The 17,196-nt window shown below is 62.1% G+C and carries 16 protein-coding genes and 2 tRNA genes; 11 read left to right on the top strand and 7 right to left on the bottom strand.

Features of this window, described 5'->3' with window-relative positions; translation table 11 throughout:
* Nucleotides 1–70 precede the first annotated feature (70 nt).
* From LOX95_RS00395 to arfB, 4 genes are all read left to right on the top strand, one after another.
* On the top strand, nt 71–1,567 hold the full coding sequence (locus LOX95_RS00395) for an amidohydrolase (protein WP_242912312.1): 1,497 nt from the start codon (nt 71–73) through the stop codon (nt 1,565–1,567).
* 3 nt (nt 1,568–1,570) lie between these two features.
* Entirely contained in the window at nt 1,571–2,929 is a 1,359-nt protein-coding gene (locus LOX95_RS00390) for an amidohydrolase family protein (RefSeq protein WP_242912311.1), read from the top strand.
* A gap of 86 nt (nt 2,930–3,015) precedes the next feature.
* Nucleotides 3,016–3,471 carry a YaiI/YqxD family protein gene (locus LOX95_RS00385; RefSeq protein WP_242913080.1) on the top strand — a complete coding sequence of 152 codons (456 nt, stop codon included), beginning with the start codon at nt 3,016–3,018 and terminating at the stop codon, nt 3,469–3,471.
* The gene (gene arfB / locus LOX95_RS00380; protein WP_242912310.1) at nt 3,471–3,884 is read left to right on the top strand and encodes an alternative ribosome rescue aminoacyl-tRNA hydrolase ArfB; all 414 of its coding nucleotides are present in this window, start codon (nt 3,471–3,473) and stop codon (nt 3,882–3,884) included. The genes LOX95_RS00385 and arfB overlap by 1 nt, the downstream gene beginning before the upstream one ends.
* Before the next feature lie 2 nt (nt 3,885–3,886).
* On the opposite strand, the gene LOX95_RS00375 is transcribed toward arfB, so the two are convergent.
* The 3 genes from LOX95_RS00375 to LOX95_RS00365 are packed head-to-tail and all read right to left on the bottom strand — an operon-like array spanning nt 3,887 to nt 6,808.
* Nucleotides 3,887–4,399 (bottom strand): DUF3887 domain-containing protein, encoded by a 513-nt coding sequence (locus LOX95_RS00375; RefSeq protein WP_242912309.1) that lies wholly within the window; start codon nt 4,397–4,399, stop codon nt 3,887–3,889.
* A gap of 37 nt (nt 4,400–4,436) precedes the next feature.
* The gene (ubiB, locus tag LOX95_RS00370) at nt 4,437–6,020 is read right to left on the bottom strand and encodes a 2-polyprenylphenol 6-hydroxylase (protein WP_242912308.1); all 1,584 of its coding nucleotides are present in this window, start codon (nt 6,018–6,020) and stop codon (nt 4,437–4,439) included.
* Nucleotides 6,008–6,808, bottom strand: a complete 801-nt coding sequence (locus LOX95_RS00365) for a class I SAM-dependent methyltransferase (RefSeq protein WP_242912307.1) — start codon at nt 6,806–6,808, stop codon at nt 6,008–6,010. The genes ubiB and LOX95_RS00365 overlap by 13 nt, the downstream gene beginning before the upstream one ends.
* A 64-nt stretch (nt 6,809–6,872) precedes the next feature.
* Here LOX95_RS00365 and LOX95_RS00360 point away from each other — a divergent pair, with 64 nt between their 5' ends.
* The 3 genes from LOX95_RS00360 to LOX95_RS00350 all read left to right on the top strand — a co-directional run bounded on the left by LOX95_RS00360 (nt 6,873) and on the right by LOX95_RS00350 (nt 8,204).
* Entirely contained in the window at nt 6,873–7,244 is a 372-nt protein-coding gene (locus tag LOX95_RS00360; protein WP_427846557.1) for a 4a-hydroxytetrahydrobiopterin dehydratase, read from the top strand.
* Nucleotides 7,241–8,029 carry an SDR family oxidoreductase gene (locus tag LOX95_RS00355; protein ID WP_242912305.1) on the top strand — a complete coding sequence of 263 codons (789 nt, stop codon included), beginning with the start codon at nt 7,241–7,243 and terminating at the stop codon, nt 8,027–8,029. The genes LOX95_RS00360 and LOX95_RS00355 overlap by 4 nt, the downstream gene beginning before the upstream one ends.
* 98 nt (nt 8,030–8,127) lie before the next feature.
* Nucleotides 8,128–8,204, top strand: a tRNA-Arg gene (locus LOX95_RS00350).
* Nucleotides 8,205–8,252: 48 nt separating this feature from the next.
* Here the strand turns inward: LOX95_RS00350 and LOX95_RS00345 are convergent.
* Nucleotides 8,253–8,648 (bottom strand): hypothetical protein, encoded by a 396-nt coding sequence (locus LOX95_RS00345; protein WP_242912304.1) that lies wholly within the window; start codon nt 8,646–8,648, stop codon nt 8,253–8,255.
* 440 nt (nt 8,649–9,088) lie between these two features.
* Between LOX95_RS00345 and LOX95_RS00340 the strand changes: the two genes are divergently transcribed.
* Entirely contained in the window at nt 9,089–9,721 is a 633-nt protein-coding gene (locus LOX95_RS00340; RefSeq protein WP_242912303.1) for a TetR/AcrR family transcriptional regulator, read from the top strand.
* A 17-nt stretch (nt 9,722–9,738) separates the two neighbouring features.
* Here LOX95_RS00340 and LOX95_RS00335 read toward each other — a convergent pair whose 3' ends face one another.
* Nucleotides 9,739–11,142 (bottom strand): coniferyl aldehyde dehydrogenase, encoded by a 1,404-nt coding sequence (locus LOX95_RS00335; RefSeq protein WP_242912302.1) that lies wholly within the window; start codon nt 11,140–11,142, stop codon nt 9,739–9,741.
* Nucleotides 11,143–11,147: 5 nt separating this feature from the next.
* A complete protein-coding gene (locus tag LOX95_RS00330; RefSeq protein WP_242912301.1) occupies nt 11,148–12,752 on the bottom strand; it encodes a GMC family oxidoreductase in 1,605 nt (534 codons plus the stop codon).
* Between the two features lie 132 nt (nt 12,753–12,884).
* Here LOX95_RS00330 and LOX95_RS00325 point away from each other — a divergent pair, with 132 nt between their 5' ends.
* Both LOX95_RS00325 and LOX95_RS00320 read left to right on the top strand, forming a co-directional pair.
* Nucleotides 12,885–14,537, top strand: a complete 1,653-nt coding sequence (locus tag LOX95_RS00325) for a sulfatase-like hydrolase/transferase (RefSeq protein WP_242912300.1) — start codon at nt 12,885–12,887, stop codon at nt 14,535–14,537.
* Nucleotides 14,538–14,546: 9 nt separating this feature from the next.
* The gene (locus tag LOX95_RS00320; RefSeq protein WP_242912299.1) at nt 14,547–15,086 is read left to right on the top strand and encodes a hypothetical protein; all 540 of its coding nucleotides are present in this window, start codon (nt 14,547–14,549) and stop codon (nt 15,084–15,086) included.
* 94 nt (nt 15,087–15,180) lie between these two features.
* On the opposite strand, the gene LOX95_RS00315 is transcribed toward LOX95_RS00320, so the two are convergent.
* Nucleotides 15,181–15,257: transfer RNA gene (locus tag LOX95_RS00315), tRNA-Arg, on the bottom strand.
* 177 nt (nt 15,258–15,434) lie between these two features.
* On the opposite strand from LOX95_RS00315, the gene LOX95_RS00310 reads away from it, so the two are divergent.
* The gene (locus tag LOX95_RS00310) at nt 15,435–17,186 is read left to right on the top strand and encodes a gamma-glutamyltransferase family protein (RefSeq protein WP_242912298.1); all 1,752 of its coding nucleotides are present in this window, start codon (nt 15,435–15,437) and stop codon (nt 17,184–17,186) included.
* The last annotated feature ends 10 nt before the right edge of the window (nt 17,187–17,196 follow it).

Raw genomic sequence — 17,196 nt, 5'->3', positions numbered from 1 at the left:
GCCTCGCCGTAACGATCCTCTATGACCGCCGTTGTCTGCCCGCAGACTGCGGGTGCGAGGGGGTTCGCCCATGTGTGTAAATCGTTTGCGGGGCCCCAGCCTCGCTATCCTTTCATGCGCCATGGGCGCGCTGATGCTGACAGCCTGTGCCTCGACGGGGCAGGCTTCGTCGTCGGGAACATCGGCCAGCGCCGACACGGCCCGTCCGGCAAAGCCTATGGCCGCAGGACTGGCCAGCGCTTCGGACCTTAATCCCTATCCTTCGACCTACCGACCCCTGCAGCAGCAGAACATGGCTATCGTCGGAGCCACGGTCTTTGACGGCGCGGGCCGCAAGATTGAGAACGGCGTCGTGGTTGTGACCGACGGTCGGATTGCCGCTGTCGGCGATGCTTCCACTCCGGTTCCGCAGGGCCATCAGGTCGTAGACGCGCGCGGCCGTTTTGTCTCGCCGGGCATCATCGACATTCACAGCCACCTCGGCGTCTATCCGTCGCCGGGCGTGACGGGCATGAGCGACGGCAACGAAGCCACCAATCCGAACACGGCTCAGGTGTGGGCCGAGCACTCGGTCTGGCCTCAGGATCCGGGCTTCAATGCCGCCCGCGCTGGCGGCGTGACGACCCTCCAAGTTCTTCCGGGCTCGGCCAACCTGTTCGGTGGTCGTGGCGTGACGCTGCGCAATGTGCCGGCTACCACCATGCAGGCCATGAAGTTGCCGGACGCGCCTTATGGTCTGAAGATGGCCTGTGGCGAGAACCCGTCGCGCGTCTATGGCAGCCGTAACCAGTCGCCCGCCACGGGCATGGGCAATATGGCCGGCTATCGCGCAGCCTTCATCGCCGCGCAGGACTATCGCGAGAAGTGGGAGAAGTACCGCGAAACCGGTCAGGGCACCCCGCCGACCCGCAATCTCCAGCTGGAAACCATCACTGGTGTTCTGGACGGCTCGATCCTCGTTCAGAACCACTGTTACCGCGCCGATGAAATGGCGTTGATGATGGATTTGGCCAAGGAGTTCGGCTTCAAGATTCGCGTCTTCCACCACGCTATCGAGGCCTATAAGCTGGCTCCGCAGTTGGCTCAGAACGGCATCTGCGCCGCGATGTGGACCGGCTGGTGGGGCTTCAAGATGGAAGCCCTGGACGGCATCGAAGAGAATGCGGCCATCGTTGATGCCGCGCCGAACTCGTGTGCCGTTATCCACTCGGACGACCAGGAACTGATCCAGCGCCTCAATCAAGAGGCCGCCGCATCGCTTTCGGCAGGTCGCCGTGCGGGTCTGAATATTCCCGAGGAACGCGCCATCGGCTGGATCACGCTGAACGCAGCCAAGGCTATCGGCATCGATAACCAGACCGGCTCGCTCGAAGTCGGAAAGCGCGCGGATGTGGTGATCTGGAGTGCCAATCCGCTGTCGATCTATGCCCGCGCCGATCAGGTCTTCATCGACGGTGCACTGACCTTTGACCGTACAAATCCGGCCTATCAGCCGGTATCCGATTTCGAACTGGGCCAACCGGGCTTTAACCGTCCGGCTGCTGGCACTGCTCAGGGAGCCCGCTGATTCATGCGTATGAACATTCTTATCGCCGCAGCGGCGGCCGCTCTTCTGTCTGCCGCACCGGCTGTGGCTCAGGATATCGCCATTACGGGCGGCAAGGTTCTGACCGGCACGTCGGTTATTGAAAACGGTACGGTGGTCATCCGTGGCGGGCGCGTGGTGTCGGTGGGTGCCGGTACGGCTCCTGCGGGCATGCGCACCATCGATGCGACCGGCAAGGTGGTGACGCCGGGCATCGTCGCTGTCGATTCCGGCATCGGTGCCAGCGAGGTCGGCTCCGTGTCGGGCTCGAACGACCTGCGCAACAACGCCAACACCCTGACAGCGGCCTTCGACGTGTCGTACGGCATTGATCCGTGGTCCTTCACCATTCCGACCGCGCGTCTGGGCGGGGTAACCCGCGCCGTTGTTACTCCGCAGCATGGCGGCTCGGGCGGTGGTCATAGCCACGACGATTCCCGCATCGACGACATGACCGCCGGTGCGGGTCACGGCGGCTTCCAGTCTCCGGGTCTGTTTGCCGGTCAGGCGGCTGTCATCAACCTCAAGGACGGGTCCAATATTCTGGTCAAGTCCAAGGTGGCCATGACCGCCCCGTTCGGGGAAGCCGGTGCCCGTATCGCCGGCGGTGCGCGCGGTGCCCAGTTCGTGCTGTTCAAGGAAACCCTGAACGAAGTGCGCCTTTATGCCCGCAACAAGTCGGCCTATGAGCGCTCATCCTTGCGCGACCTGTCGCTGTCGCGAGCCGACCTTGAAGCCCTGATCCCTGTCGTCGAAGGCCGCATGCCCTTGATCGTCACAGCGGACCGCGCCTCGGACATCCAGCAAGTCTTGCGACTGGCCCGCGAGGAAGGCCTCAAGATCATCCTCGACGGAGCCGCCGAGGGCTGGTTGGTGGCCAACGAGATCGCCGCAGCGAATGTGCCGGTATTGGTCCACCCGACCACCAATCTTCCGGGCAATTTCGAAATGCGCGGGGCGCGTATGCAGAACGCCGCCGCCTTGCACGCAGCAGGTGTTGTCATCGCGCTCAAGGGCAACGAGGGATCCACCCACCGCGCCCGTGACATCCGCTACAACGCCGGCAACGCCGTCTCGCATGGCCTGCCGTTTGATGCCGCCATCGCGGCCATCACGGTGAACCCTGCGCGGATCTTTGGCTTCGAAGGCCAGTTCGGCGAGTTGAAGTCCGGTGCCGCCGGTGACGTGGTGGTTTGGTCTGGTGATCCGCTGGAGCCGCTGTCGCAGCCTCAAGCCGTGGTCATCGACGGCGTGGAGCAGCCGATGGAGGCGCGCAACCTGATGCTGCGAGACCGCTATCTGCCCAATGCGGCAGGCAGCCGTCCGCACGCCTATAGTTACTAAGAGCCGTCACGGGGTCTAATGCGCAGGGGCATCCGGTCTTTGGCCGGATGACCTTTCGTTTGTGCCGGTCTGCGCTAGAAGAGGGCATGGCCAAGACCTTCTACATCGATGCCGACGCCTGTCCCGTAAAGGAAGAGGTCTACCGCGTGGCGCGGCGACTGAACTGGCCGGTATTTGTAGTGTCCAATAGCTGGATCCGCATCCCGCAAGAGGCGCTGATCACCCAGATCGTGGTGGATGCAGGCCCGGATGTGGCGGATGACTGGATCGCGGAGCGGGCAGGGGCCGGCGATGTGGTCATCACCAACGACTATCCCCTGGCTGACCGGTGTCTGAAGTCGCGTGCCGAATGCATCCGGCCAAATGGTACGGTGCTGGACGAGAACACAATCGGCTCGGCGCTTGCGGGCCGGATGGTCGGCGAGCACCTGCGCTCCATGGGCGTGGAGACGTCCGGACCGCCTCCGTTCTCCAATGCCGATCGCTCGAAATTCCTCCAGACGCTGGACGCAGCGGCCAACCGCGCGGCGAGGAAGGCCTGATGGCCGAGATAAAACGACGCATTCCCGATGAGGAACTGGAGTTCCGCTTTTATCGCGCCGGTGGTCCGGGGGGACAAAACGTCAACAAGGTCTCGACGGCGGTACAGATGCGGTTCGACGCCAAAAACTCGCCGAGCCTGAACGACTATACCCGTGAGCGATTGATGAAGAAGGCGGGTAGTCGCCTGACGCTGGATGGAGTGATCGTGATCACCGCCACCCGCTTTCGCACGCAAGAGCGCAATCGCGAGGACGCCATCGAACGTCTGGAGCAGATGGTGGCGGAGGCGGCGGTGCGTCAGGCCTATCGCGTGCCAACCAAGCCGACCCGCAGTTCAAAGGAACGCCGCCTAAAGGCTAAGTCCACCCGCTCTGTGATCAAGAGCGGGCGGGGCAAGGTCAGTTTCGACTAGGGTTAATCCTGCGCGGGGCGGAACAGCAGGGCCGCGACCTGATCGTCGTTATCAAAGCCGATCACCCATTCGGTGGCCTGATTGGCGAACTCCACCCGGAACAGATCGACACCATCAGGCTGCCCCTTATGGGTGATGGATTTCAGATCGCCGAACTGGGTCAGCAGGCTACCGATTTGGCTGGCCTGCGGGCGCACTTTTTCAGCCACGTTGTCACTGAACATCGAGTAGTCGACGCTGCCCGACTTCAGACCGGCGATGATCTGGCGAAGGGCGTTCTCGGCTCGGGCGATATCGGGTGCCGCTGCGGGCGCGCCTGTCGGAGCCGTAGCCGGCGCGGCTTGGGCTGCAGGCGCGGCCTGACCCGTTTCCTGACCCGAGAAGGCGTTGGGCAAGGTCGCGGCTGCCGCCGGGCGATCGGTCGCCACAGGTGCTGTCGGCTGAGCATTTTGTGCCAGTGCCGACGAGGCGAGAAGGGTGGCCGTCAGGCCCAGAGAAATGGCGATGGTCTTCATGGGAGGCTCCTTCACAGCCCCCTAAGGGGCCCAGTGATCAGCCCAGAAGATTGGGCCAAAGCGTCAAGATCAAGGCGGTCGCGGAGGCGCACACCGAAACGGTTGCCGCCACAATAACCCAAGCAGGCGTCTGCGAACGCTCGACAATCAACGTCTGGGACTGCGGAGGGTTCTGCGCAAAATCAGACAAAGCTTTCAGCGTGTCGCGGGCTTCTTCCACGATTTCCTTGGCTTGTGCCTGCACACCCAGTTCACGACGGATCCAGCGTTCGACCACGGGTTTGGCGGCTTCCCACAGGTCGTGATCGGGGTTCAGACGGCGCGCGACGCCCTCGACCGACACCATGGTCTTTTGCAGCAGCACCAGTTCGGGGCGCAAGTGCATGTCGAACAGGGCGGTGATCTCGAACAGCTGACCCAGCAAGCGTCCCATCGACACCTGCGAGGCGGCACGGCCGATCACCGGCTCGCCGACGGCACGCAGGGCCTGCGCGAACGTTTCCACAGAATGGTGCGGCGGTACATAGCCTGCAGCAAAGTGGATACGTGAGATGCGGTCGTAGTCGCGGCTGATAAAGCCCCAGAGGATTTCCGCGAGGTAGCGACGCTCTGCAGGACCAAGGCGGCCCACAATGCCGAAATCAATGGCCGTGACCTTGTCCGAGCGGTCGGCGAACAGATTGCCCTCGTGCAGGTCGGCATGGAACACGCCGTGGTCCAAAGCCTGAACCAGAAACGCCCGCACCACCTTGTCCGCCAGAATGTTGCGGTCGGCTTCGGGCAGGGTCGCCATGGACGGGTCGGTCATGGGCAGACCTTCGGCCCATTCCAGCGTCAGCACGCGCTTGCCCACGCCATCCCATATGACACCCGGCGCGGCCATATAGCCGTCCTTGGCCATCACCTCGGCCAGCTCGGACGCCGCAGCGGCCTCGAGACGCATATCCAATTCGAGTTGCAGCGAACGGGCGATGATCTCGACAAAGGCGCGCGGTTCCAGACGGCGGGCGGGCTCTACCAGACGGTTGACCACGCCTGCGCCCAGACGCATGGCATCCAGCCCTTGTGCCACCTTGCGCTCAATGCCCGGGCGCAGAACCTTGACGGCGACCTTGCGGCCATCGGCCAGATAGGCCGGATGCGCCTGAGCCAGCGAAGCGGCCCCGACTGCAGGCCCAAGTTCAGTATAAAGGCTGTCGACCGGACGGCCGATGGATCGCTCGATCTCGCGGCGGGCCTGCTCGACGGGGAAGGGCGGCAGTTTGTCCTTCAGGTGGCCGAGGTCTTGCGCGAACTGCAGGCCGAAAATATCGGCGCGCGTCGCCAGTACCTGCCCCAGTTTGATCGCGACCGGACCTAGCTGCTCGCACGCGGCACCGACGCGCTGGCCGGGGCGGCCGGCGCGCAGCTTGCGGCTTGCGAACGCCTGAACCAGACCTGCAAACGGCCGGCTCCATGCGGGCAGGAGCGGGGTCGCCTCGCGCGGGATCAGGGCATCGTGACGTGCCAGAACCCAACCCCAGTGGATCAGGCGAAACGCCGAACGCACCGGAGATTTGATCCGCACCAGTTCAGGAGAGGGCGGCGGGGTCTTGAAACGCAACCGGCTCAGATCGCCCACCCGTGGTGAATAGCGGCCACGCCACCGGTCAGATTGGTGACGGTCACGCGGCTGAAACCGGCGTCCTCGATCATGGCCTTGAAGGTGTTCTGGTCAGGGAAGCGACGGATCGATTCCACCAGATACTGATAGCTGTCGCGGTCCTTGGCGACCAGTTCGCCGATCCGCGGAATGGCGTTGAACGACCATGCATCATAGGCCTTGCGCATCACTGCCGTGGTCGGGCGCGAGAACTCCAGGCACATGAAGCGGCCACCGGGCTTCAGCACACGGCGGGCTTCCTTCAGGGCGACAGGAATGTCGGCTACGTTACGAATGCCAAAGCTGATCGAATAGGCATCTACCGAGGCGTCCGGCAGCGGCAGGCTCATGGCGTCACCGACGCTCCAGACCATTTCCGGCTCGCCGCCCTTGTGCACGCCCGCGAGGATCATCTCGGCGTTGTAGTCCAGCACGATGACCTTGGCGTCGTCACCGCCGCGACGCTCCTGTGCCGCGCGGGCCATTTTTGAATAGCGGCGGGCCATGTCGCCGGTGCCACCGGCCACGTCGAGAATGACTTCACCCGGACGGGCATTGAGCTTGGACGCCGCGGCATCTTTCCAGATGCGGTGCACGCCAGCACTCATCAGGTCGTTCATCAAGTCATAGTTGGACGCGACGGAGTCGAACACGCCGCGCACCATCTTTACCTTTTCGCGCGCGTCAACGTCGCGGAAACCAAAGGAGGATGTCTTACCCGAGGGGGTAGCTTCTAACCGGGGCGATGCCGCGTCTGAGGAGGTCATGGTCTAGGGTTTAGCGCCTGTATTGCGTCGCGTCATCCGCCTATGCGCGTGTTTGCATACGGGAGTGGCTTGTCGGCTGTGGGTAGGGCGGGTTACGCCTAGGCAAAACCTCGAGGGGAGAGACGGTTCCATGGCGAATATTCCGCAGCAAATCGAAGTCGAGGCGGCGCTGGCAGGACTGCCACACTGGCACAAGGCCGATGACGCCCGTCCGTCTATTCGCCGTGTATTGGAGTTTGCTGATTTCAACGCTGCATTTGGGTTCATGACCCGCGTCGCTATTCAGGCCGAAGCTGTCCAGCACCATCCGGAATGGTCCAACGTCTGGAATCGCGTGGATATTGTGCTGACCACGCATGATGCGGGCGGGGTCACCCAGCGTGATATCGAACTGGCGAACTTTATCGACGCTGCGGCCAAGGGGCTGGCGAAATGAGCCGTCGGGGCCGCGTCGAGGGCAAGGCAGCCCTCATCACCGGAGCCGCAGGCGGGCTGGGTCAAGCCATGGCTCGCCGGTTGGTGGAGGAAGGAGCAAAGGTGGCCCTCAGCGACCTGGACCTCGAGGGTGTCCGCGCACTGGCCGATGAGTTGAATGCCCGCTTCCCCGGCAGTGCTTTTGCCTACAAGCACGACGTGACCAGCGAGGCGGACTGGCAAACTGTTGTTGCCGCTGCTGCTGCCGATATGGGCGGGCTGTCGGTGCTGGTGAACAACGCCGGAATTGGCGGTCAGCTTGTTTTCGCCGAACAGGACACGCTTGAAAACTGGCGCAAGGTCCAGGCCGTCAATATCGAGTCCGTCATGCTGGGCTGTAAGCATGCCTTGCCTCACCTGAAGGCTGCGCCGTCGGCGAGCATCATCAATATCTCGTCCATCGCAGGGTTGGCCGCAGCGCCGGGCATGGGCGCTTACAACGCGACCAAGGCTGCCGTCTGGCTCTATACCAAGACGGTCGCGCTGGAATGCGCCAAGGCCGGTGGAACCGTGCGCGCTAACTCGGTGCACCCGGTGTTCATCAATACGCCCATCCTTGATCCGTTCATCGCAATGGCAGGCGGCTCGGCCGAGGTGGCGCACGACAGGCTGGCGCGCGGTATCCCGCTCAAGCGGATCGGCGATCCTGACGATGTGGCCTATTGCGTGCTCTATCTCGCCTCGGACGAGAGCCGTTTTGTCACCGGTTCTGAATTCAAAATCGACGGCGGTATGACCGCCCAGTAAGCGGTTGATGCACAGGGCGAATGGCAGGCTTCACGTTCAGGGTTGAGGCCGCCCCCGCCTTGCTGTAACACCCGCCATTCCGGCCTCGCGCCGAAGCCGCACCCGTAGCTCAGCTGGATAGAGCGTTGCCCTCCGAAGGCAAAGGCCACAGGTTCGAATCCTGTCGGGTGCGCCATTTCTTCGCAAATGAGTTTGTCGTGGTGTCGGTACGCCCAAGCCGCCGTCAGTTGACGGTGACTTCGACGCTTTGACCGCGACCGTTTCGACCGTAGATGCGCACTTTGATCCAGACATCGCCCTGAACGACGGCGCGGGCGGCGCTGTGGGACATGCGTCCGTCGCGGACCATGCGCTCCATAGCGGCGCGATTGTTGGCGTTGGCGAAGAAGCCGTCGCCCTGATCTCCGCGATCACGAATGTTGAAGCGGTGGTAGTTGGCGCGGTCCTGGCGGATCACTTGCCAGGCCTCGGTCAGGCGGACGCCTTCGGACGATCGCACATCGTTGCGCCCGATATAGGCGACGTATTCATCAAGCAGTTGCTCGCCCGAGCCCCAGCCGAGGCTCGACTGTGAAACGGCTGAGGTCGCGGGACAAGTTGCAACTATAAGCGCGGCCATAACAGCTATAGGTTTCATTACTGTCATGAACTCCGATTAGTTTTCGAAGATGTTATTAGTGACTAAGATTTCTGAATATAAAAACAACGCCTTCCTCTTACGTAACGTAAAGCTCAAATACTTGCGACAATCGGGCGCAAACTCGGGAATTTGACGCTTTTTTAATCGTAAATATCCGGCGGCTGGCCCAATGTGACTCTTGATATGCCCTTATAGGTTTACGTAATAACCCGTAGAGGTAGCAATATCGCTGGAAATGGCTGACTCAATTGCGCAGTAAATCAGCAGTGAGCCTGTCATTTCCCGGCGCGTATCGATCCCCTCGTCCGAAGATGGTCCTGTCCATCATCTGCGAGGGGTTTTTATCGGCAGCCTGTGCGTTCGCGCGAGGATGCTCAGTGGGACGACTTTGGCTTCGGTAACTTAGTACTGGTTTGAAAATGCAGCACGAAACGCAGGCCAAGCAAATGCCGGACGGCCGCCATCTTCGCAGCGAGCGCAGCCGCGCCGTGATTGCGATGGCGATGCTGGAACTGGTGCGTGAAACCGGGGCTATGCCGACGACGGATGCCGTCGCCGATCGTGCAGGCGTGTCGCGCCGCTCAGTTTTCCGTCACTATTCGGATGTGAGCGAGCTGCTGACGGCGGCCTACCAGATCCAGCGCGAAGAGGCGTTCCGCCGCTTCCCCCGCCGTGATCCCTCACAGTGGAGCATGGAAGAGCGCGTCGTGGCTTTTTCCGAGCGTGCTACCGACCTCTACGAATATGTCATGCCGGTGCGCAGCGCGGCCATGCATCTGGCCCGCGATTATCCGGTTCTGTACGAACTGATGCAGGGGGACGATGCGGTGCACCGCATGATCGTCGAGAACCTGTTCGCCGAGTATTTCAAGGACATGCCCGACGACAGATCAGGTCTGTTCGTCTCGGCCATGGTCTCCGCCACCAGCTGGGCGACGTGGCAAGGTTTGCGCCGTGAGCAAAGCGTGCCGGTCGAGGTGGCGCGCGAAGTGGTGCGCACCATGATGCGAGGCGTGCTGGCGGTAGCGCTCACGCAATCCTCCAAGACCTGAGGGCCAGCGCTCGAGCCTTAGAGCTTGAAAGCCATTCCCGTAATCTGTTCGGCCCGCTTGCCATAAGGCGGGGCCACCAGCCGTGTGGAATGCCACCGACCCGACCGGAAAACGGCGCGCGGGTGGGTCAGTTCGTCAAAACCGTATTTGCCGTGATAGGCCCCCTGACCGCTCGGCCCGTTGCCGCCAAAGGGCAGATGGTCGTTGGCCAGATGCAGCATCGCACCATTGATGGTGACCCCGCCCGAGTGGGTGTGATCCAGCACGTGCTCGATCTCGGATGAATGATCCGAGAACACATAAAGAGCCAGCGGGCGGTCATGAGCGTTCACATAATCCACGCTGGACTGGATGTCCGGCTTGGCGATGACCGGCAGAACCGGCCCGAAGATCTCCTCGCGCATCAGGCGTAGATGTTCCGGAGGATTGATGACGATCGTCGGAGGGAATTTGCGCGACTGGCGCACGTCATCGGAGTTGTGCTCAGGCTGAAGGACCTCGACACCAGCGGCGCGGGCTTCATCGACCATGGATTCAAGACGGGCATAGTGCTGTCCGGCAATCACCGTCGAATAGTCCGGATTGTTCGCAAAGTCGGGGTAGAAGGTCTGGACCTTTTGGGCGACCGCCTGCCCCAGGGCACGGGCTCGCTCAGGGCTTCCGATGGCGATAGCGGTATCTACGGCCACGCAGGTCTGTCCTGCGTTCAGGAAGCGGCCCCAGGCAATAGAGTGCGCTGCGTCGGCAACCGGATAGGTGGCGCTGACGATGGCCGGAGACTTGCCGCCTAGCTCCAGGGTGACGGGCACAAGGTTCTGGCCCGCAGCGGCGGCCACGCTTCGTCCCACGCGGGTGGAGCCGGTGTAGAACAGATGATCGAAGGGCAGGGCGCAGAAAGCTTCTGCCAAATCGGGGCCCCCCTGGACGACGCTAACCTGATCGGCAGGAAAGACCTGGGCCAAAAGGCGGGTCATCAGATCGTTAGTATTGGGCGTCAGTTCCGAGGGTTTGATGATGGCGCGATTGCCCGCTGCCAACGCCGTTGCCAGCGGCAGCAGCGCCAGTTGCACAGGGTAGTTCCAGGGCGAAACAATCCCGACGACGCCCTTGGGATCACGCCTTACATAAGAGCGTCCGGGCTGGGCCAGCAGGGGCGTAGGCACGCACTCGGGCTTCATCCAGCGCGCCACCTTGCGGCGCATGTCACGGGTGCCGCGTAGTACGAGAGACAGCTCTAGAAGGCGCGTCTCGATGGGGGAACGCTGGCCGAAGTCGGCGCTTATGGCGTCCACCCACGCCTGCTGGTCAAGCATGAGCCGTTCGATCTTTTTAAGATCGTCTCGACGATCCGCCACGGAACGGTTGGGCTGTTGCAAGAAGGCGCTGCGCTGGCTTTCCAGAAGGGCGTTCAGGTCGGTCATGGCTATCAGTCCCTGCTGTCCAAAATCATATCAGCGGCCCGTGTGGCGATCATCATCGTCGGGGCGTTGGTGTTGCCGCCGATCAGGCGCGGCATCACGGACGCATCGACCACCCGAAGATTAGGGACACCGTAAACCTTTAGCTGCGGGTCGACGACCGACAGCTCGCCTGTCCCCATGCGGCATGTTCCCACAGGATGATATAGCGTCTCGGCGCGTGCGCGCAGGTCGTCGGCCAGTTGGCTGCGGGTCCGGTAGGCTGGATCTGGCCAGATTTCGTGCTTTCGGTCGAAATCAAAGGCCGTGTGCATCAGGACGTCACGCGCCGCCTGCATCCCGTCGATCATGACCTCCATGTCTTCAGGATCGGACAGATAGTTAGGGTCGATATGGGGATGTTGGGCTGGATCGGCAGAGGTGATGCGTATCTCGCCGCGGCTCTTGGGGTAAAGGTGGCACACGTGCAGCGAGGCCCCGTGACCGAACGGCAAGCGTGCTCCATGCGGGGCGACCTTGGCGGGGATAAAGGCGAATTGCAGATCAGGCAGGTCGCCAGCGCGTGACGATTTCAGGAATGCGCCACCCTGAACCGGATTGGTGCTCAGCAAGCCCGGTTTGTCGGCAATAAAGTCGAGCACGCTGCGTGCCCACGAGAACGCCGTGGCCGGCGAGATGCCCAGCGAGGTCGTGCTACGCGTCTCGATCTTACCCAATATGTCCAGATGGTCTTGCAGGTTGCGTCCCACACCTGGCAGGTCGATTGCCGGAGCAACGCCTGCTTCCCGAAGCCAGTTGGCGTCGCCGATGCCCGACAGTTGCAACAGCTGGGGAGTATTGATCGCGCCGCCGCTGAGGATGACTTCGCGCCTTGCAAAGACGCACTGTGCCTCTTTGCCTTGGCGGTATTCGACGCCGGTTGCGCGGTTGCCCTCCAGCAGAACCTTGCTGGCAAGGGCATGGGTAATCACGCGAAGATTGGGCCGCGCCAATGCAGGGTGCAGATAGGCCACGGCGGCGCTGCACCGGCGGGTCCCTTTTTGCGTTACCTGATAGGGACTGCATCCATATTGTTCCGGACCATTCATGTCCTCAATACGAGGGACATCCATGTCGGCACAGGCCTCGAAGAAGGCTTCGGTCAAGGGGTTAAGAGGCTTGATATCCTGAACCGACAGGGGCCCGTCGCAGCCGTGCAGGTCGCTGATCGGGCCGACACGTCCCTGCACCTGCTTGAATGCGGGCAGCACCTGATCCCAGCCCCAGCCTTCGGCCCCATAGGCGTCGCGCCATTCATCATAGTTCTGCGCCGCGCCCCTGACATAATGCATGGCGTTAATGGAGCTGGAGCCCCCCAGAACTTTCCCGCGGGGCCAAAACAGGCGGCGGTCGTTCAGTTCCTTCTGCGGGGCCGTGTAATGATGCCAGTCGAGGGTCTTGGAGGCCATGGCCTGACCCATCAACAGCGGGGCCTGCACCAGAAAGCTCCGGTCGTCGCCGCCGGCTTCCAACAAGACCACGCTGATCGACGGATCGCGGCTTAAACGCTCGGCCAGCACACATCCTGCCGACCCGGCCCCAACGATTACATAGTCATAGGCGTCGTTGGACATCCGTCTCCCCGGTTTGGCCCCGTTTTTTCGAGGGCAGTACACACCAAACGCACGCTCTTAGCTTGCGGATTCTGGCGCTACAGTTCCTTATTAAACAGAACGCAGGTATTTCACTTGATCGGCGGGGAACGGGTGAGACTGAGCATTATCGGATGGGCTGCCCTCGGTATCCTCGCGGCGTTGTTGCTTGGTGGCTGGCTGGCGCGCGATACGGTCCTGCTGCACTGGGCGGGTTGGCGTGCACCCAAGGTTGGGCCACCGCGTTCGGTGGAATGGGAACGCGGTCCGCAGGTTGCTTTGGCCGCCCCTGCTGAGCGGCCGCCCAATATCGTGCTGATTGTCGCCGATGATCTGGGGTTCAACGATATAAGTCTGAACGGCGGCGGTCGGGGAAGCGGTACCGTCAAAACGCCCAATATCGACGTCATCGCCCATGAGGGTGTGATCCTGCAATCCGCCTATGCCACCCACGCCAGCAGCGGTCCGTCACGCGCAGGATTGATGACGGGACGATACCCGCAAAGGTTTGGATTTGAATCGACGCCCGTGCCGGCCCTGATGTCCCGCATGGTGGTACGCGGCCAGCGCGATCAATCCTCGAAGTGGACCTATCATTCGGATCGGGCGCGTGGTGCGCCGCGTCTGAAAGACATGGGAATGCCCGCTGACGAGGTCACCATGGCCGAAGTTCTGGCGGGACGCGGCTATCACACAGTTCACCTCGGCAAGTGGGCTTTGGGGGCGGCCAAGGGGATGCGTCCAGAGGATCAGGGCTTTAACGAAAGCCTCGGTTTCATGGCGGCGGCCCAGAAATATGCCCTGCCGGACACGGACGGCGTGGTGAACGCGCGCCTGAACTATGATCCCACGGACAAATTCCTATGGGCCAACATGCCGTTCAGTGTTCAGTACAACGGCTCCGCGCCGTTTCGTCCGCACGGCTATATGACCGACTATCTGACGGATCAGGCCGTCAAGGTGATCGACGCCAACCGCAACCGCCCGCTGTTTTTATATGTGGCCTACAACGCCCCGCACACGCCGCTGCAGGCGCTGGCTGCCGACTATCAGGCTCTGGACCACATCAAGGACCATAACGAGAGGGTCTACGCCGCGATGATTGTGGCTCTGGATCGCGGGGTCGGGCGTATTATGCAGGCGCTCAAGGATCAGGGGCTGGATGACAATACGCTGGTGGTTTTCACCAGCGACAATGGCGGCACAGCGCACGTCGGGATCGAGGGGCTGAACGCACCTTATCGCGGATGGAAGATGACCTTCTTTGACGGGGGTATCCGCGTTCCCATGTTCGTGCGCTGGCCGTCCGGCTATGGGCGAGGGCAGGTCGCGCAGCCGGTCTCGCATCTTGATCTCTTCGCAACAGTGGCGGCAGTGGCGGGTGCCAGCACTCCGACAGACCGGATCATTGACGGTGTGGACCTGACGCCCTTCCTCAAGGGGCAAAGCGCCAAGTCGGCTCACGAGGCGCTGTACTGGCGAAACGGCGGATACCGTGCTGTTCGATCCGGCAAATGGAAGCTTCAGACCCAGCAGTCGCCGAGGCGGATTTGGCTGCATAATCTGGAAGACGATCCGGGCGAGACCCGCAATCTGGCCAGTACACGGCGCGACGTCGTCGACTATCTGACGACCCTCCTGCAAATCCACGACCAGCAACAGGCCGCCGCTCTGTGGCCGTCCATGGTCGATGCACCTGTGCCGCTGGATAAGTCCTCACGCCAAAGGCTGGAACCTAGCGACCAATATGTCGTCTGGGCCAACTAGGAGGAGTAAATGGTAGGCTCACACGATAAGTCATCACGCGCAAAACCCTGGCTGGTCGCGCTGGGGATTGCGATCGCGGCTGTGGCGGCGGTGGTGATCTATAATCTCACGGTTTTCTTGCCGGTGGACCGCAAACTGGACGATGATCATCGCAACGAGGTCGCCACCCTATATGCCTACCGCACCGGACTGCTGCATCCTTCCAGGGTCACGCTCGACCTGCGCGACGTCGGTAATGCCGCGCCCGTGGATTTGTTTAGGGTCATGTTCCAATCCGCGGACGCTCTATCCGAGCACAACATCACCGAAGTGACCTTGGCGCGAGACGGCAAGGCCGTCTTCAAAATGGACGGGGACGAGTTCCGCGATATGGGACGTGCGTATGGGCTCGGTGAGAATACGGTCTATCTCATGCGGACCTTGCCGGAAAAACTGGAACGCCCCGACGGCACTGCGGCCTATGGCACTTGGAGTGGCGGGTGGCTCGGCGTATTGACGCGGCAGATGGACGACGCGACCGACTTCGCCCAGACTTGGGTGACGGGATAGCCGAACAAACAAAAACCCCGCCCTGACGATATCAGGAGCGGGGTTTTTGTTTGGGAGCGTTTTACCGCTGCCGCTCTTCTTGCGAAGAGAAAGATGGCGCACCCGAAGAGATTCGAACTCCTGACCCTCAGATTCGTAGTCTGATGCTCTATCCAGCTGAGCTACGGGTGCGTTTTAGACTTTCGTCTCCGCCGTGGGTCAGTGCCCCGCGGCGAGGAGGGCTATCTAGCTTTTGAGATTTTGAATGGCAATAGGAAAATCGAAAAAAGCGAAAGAAAATCTTGGGTTGGCGGAACTCGCATCAAGCCTTAGGCATAAGTCTGTCATCGCGCGGTAGGAGTATGGATTATGACGGCATTTTTTGACCGGACACGCGGGAGCACGCGCAAGACTGCTCTTTCCGCGACGATTTTGGCGCTGGCGGCGATTTCGACCCCATCTTTCGCGCTAGCGGCCGATCAAGCCGTCCGCCCTGTTGAAGCACCTGCAGCGCAACCCGCGCGCGGCCCGTTTGTCGCGGCGGCAAACCCGCTGGCCGCCGAGGCGGGGATGAAGGTTCTGCGCGCCGGTGGTTCGGCGGTGGATGCGGCCGTTGCCATTCAGGCGACCCTGAGCCTCGTCGAGCCCCAGTCGTCGGGCCTGGGCGGCGGGGCCTTTATGATGGTCTACGACGCCAAGACCGCGGAGCTCCATTCCTATGACGGTCGCGAGATGGCCCCTGCCGCCGCGACGCCCGAACTGTTTTATGAAGACGGCAAACCGCTGGATTTCACCGATGCTGTGTTGTCGGGCCGCTCGACGGGCGTACCGGGTGTGGTGGCTATGCTGGGCATGGCCCAGAAAGAGCACGGCAAACTAGGCTGGAACCAGTTGTTCGCCGAGGCTGAACAACTGGCGGACGGCGGGTTCACCGTTTCACCGCGTCTGGCAAGCTTTATCAATGCGGGCCGCAATCAGGCCGTCAGCGAATGGGCCACCCGCTTTTTCACCAAGGCCGACGGCACCCGCTATCAGGCAGGTGATACCCTTCGAAATCCGGAATATGCCCAGACCCTGCGCCGTCTGGCCATTGAGGGGCCGAGTGTCTTCTATGAGGGCGAGTTGCCCCAGCAGATGATCGCCGCCACGCACGCCCAACCGCGCCCGGGTGGGCTGTCGATGCAGGACTTCGCGAACTATCGTCCGCTGCGCCGCGATCCGCTTTGCCGTCCCTATCGCATCTATGTGGTCTGTGTGCCCGCTCCGCCGTCCAGCGGCGTGGCCATGCTGCAGTTCCTCGGTATGGCCGAAAAGACTCCCGATCTGGCCAAGGGCAAGGACAGCCCCGAGGCCTGGGTCGCGCTAGGTCGTCTGCAGCGGCTCATGTACGCCGACCGCGACCGCTACGTGGGCGATGCCGACTTTGTGGGCGTGCCTGTGGCAGGGCTGCTCGCCGATGACTATATTGCCGAACGCGCAGCGTTGGCTCCGCAGGTGAACGGTCCGGTTGCGGCAGGTCGCCCGACCGGTTCCGCCCCGCAACTGTCGGATGCGACACTAGAGCCTGCGGGCACGACCCACTTCGTGGTGGTCGACGCCGAGGGTAATGCCGTCAGTATGACCACCACGGTGGAATCATACTTCGGCTCGGGGCGCATGGCGGGCGGCTTCTTCCTCAACAACCAGCTTACCGATTTCTCGTTCACTCCGCTGGAGGACGGGCATCCTGCACCGAACGCTGTCGCAGCGGGCAAGCGTCCGCGCTCGTCCATGATCCCGACGATCATTCTGGATCGCGAGGGTAATCTTGTCGGCGCTATCGGATCGCCCGGTGGTTCTTCGATTCTAGCCTATGTGGCAAAGGCGCTGGTCGGTGTGGTCGAGTGGGACATGACCATGCAGGACGCCGTTGCCTTGCCTAACCTGGTGGTGCGCGGCGCGATGGTGGGGGCTGATACCGATCAGATTTCGCCGGAAATCCGTGATGCGCTGAAGGCTGCGGGCATGGAGTTGCGCCCCAATGCGACCGAGACCTCGGGCCTCCACGGGGCGATCTGGCGCGACGGACGCTGGGACGGTGGGGCCGATCCCCGCCGTGAGGGCGTTGCACTCACGCAGTAAGATTGGAGGA

It is taken from the genome of Brevundimonas pishanensis (genome assembly GCF_022750635.1).
GTDB lineage: Bacteria > Pseudomonadota > Alphaproteobacteria > Caulobacterales > Caulobacteraceae > Brevundimonas > Brevundimonas pishanensis.
Note: the sequence above shows the minus strand (reverse complement) of the source record. Positions and strands in the feature narration are given on the sequence as shown.

Bases quoted from the DNA above. Each gene is read 5' to 3' on its own strand.
- LOX95_RS00395 (WP_242912312.1), top strand. From the start codon at position 71: ATGTGTGTAAATCGTTTGCGGGGCCCCAGCCTCGCTATCCTTTCATGC.
- LOX95_RS00390 (WP_242912311.1), top strand. From the start codon at position 1,571: ATGCGTATGAACATTCTTATCGCCGCAGCGGCGGCCGCTCTTCTGTCT.
- LOX95_RS00385 (WP_242913080.1), top strand. From the start codon at position 3,016: ATGGCCAAGACCTTCTACATCGATGCCGACGCCTGTCCCGTAAAGGAA.
- arfB (WP_242912310.1), top strand. From the start codon at position 3,471: ATGGCCGAGATAAAACGACGCATTCCCGATGAGGAACTGGAGTTCCGC.
- LOX95_RS00375 (WP_242912309.1), bottom strand. From the start codon at position 4,399: ATGAAGACCATCGCCATTTCTCTGGGCCTGACGGCCACCCTTCTCGCC.
- LOX95_RS00365 (WP_242912307.1), bottom strand. From the start codon at position 6,808: ATGACCTCCTCAGACGCGGCATCGCCCCGGTTAGAAGCTACCCCCTCG.
- LOX95_RS00355 (WP_242912305.1), top strand. From the start codon at position 7,241: ATGAGCCGTCGGGGCCGCGTCGAGGGCAAGGCAGCCCTCATCACCGGA.
- LOX95_RS00345 (WP_242912304.1), bottom strand. From the start codon at position 8,648: ATGGCCGCGCTTATAGTTGCAACTTGTCCCGCGACCTCAGCCGTTTCA.
- LOX95_RS00340 (WP_242912303.1), top strand. From the start codon at position 9,089: ATGCAGCACGAAACGCAGGCCAAGCAAATGCCGGACGGCCGCCATCTT.
- LOX95_RS00335 (WP_242912302.1), bottom strand. From the start codon at position 11,142: ATGACCGACCTGAACGCCCTTCTGGAAAGCCAGCGCAGCGCCTTCTTG.
- LOX95_RS00330 (WP_242912301.1), bottom strand. From the start codon at position 12,752: ATGTCCAACGACGCCTATGACTATGTAATCGTTGGGGCCGGGTCGGCA.
- LOX95_RS00320 (WP_242912299.1), top strand. From the start codon at position 14,547: ATGGTAGGCTCACACGATAAGTCATCACGCGCAAAACCCTGGCTGGTC.
- LOX95_RS00310 (WP_242912298.1), top strand. From the start codon at position 15,435: ATGACGGCATTTTTTGACCGGACACGCGGGAGCACGCGCAAGACTGCT.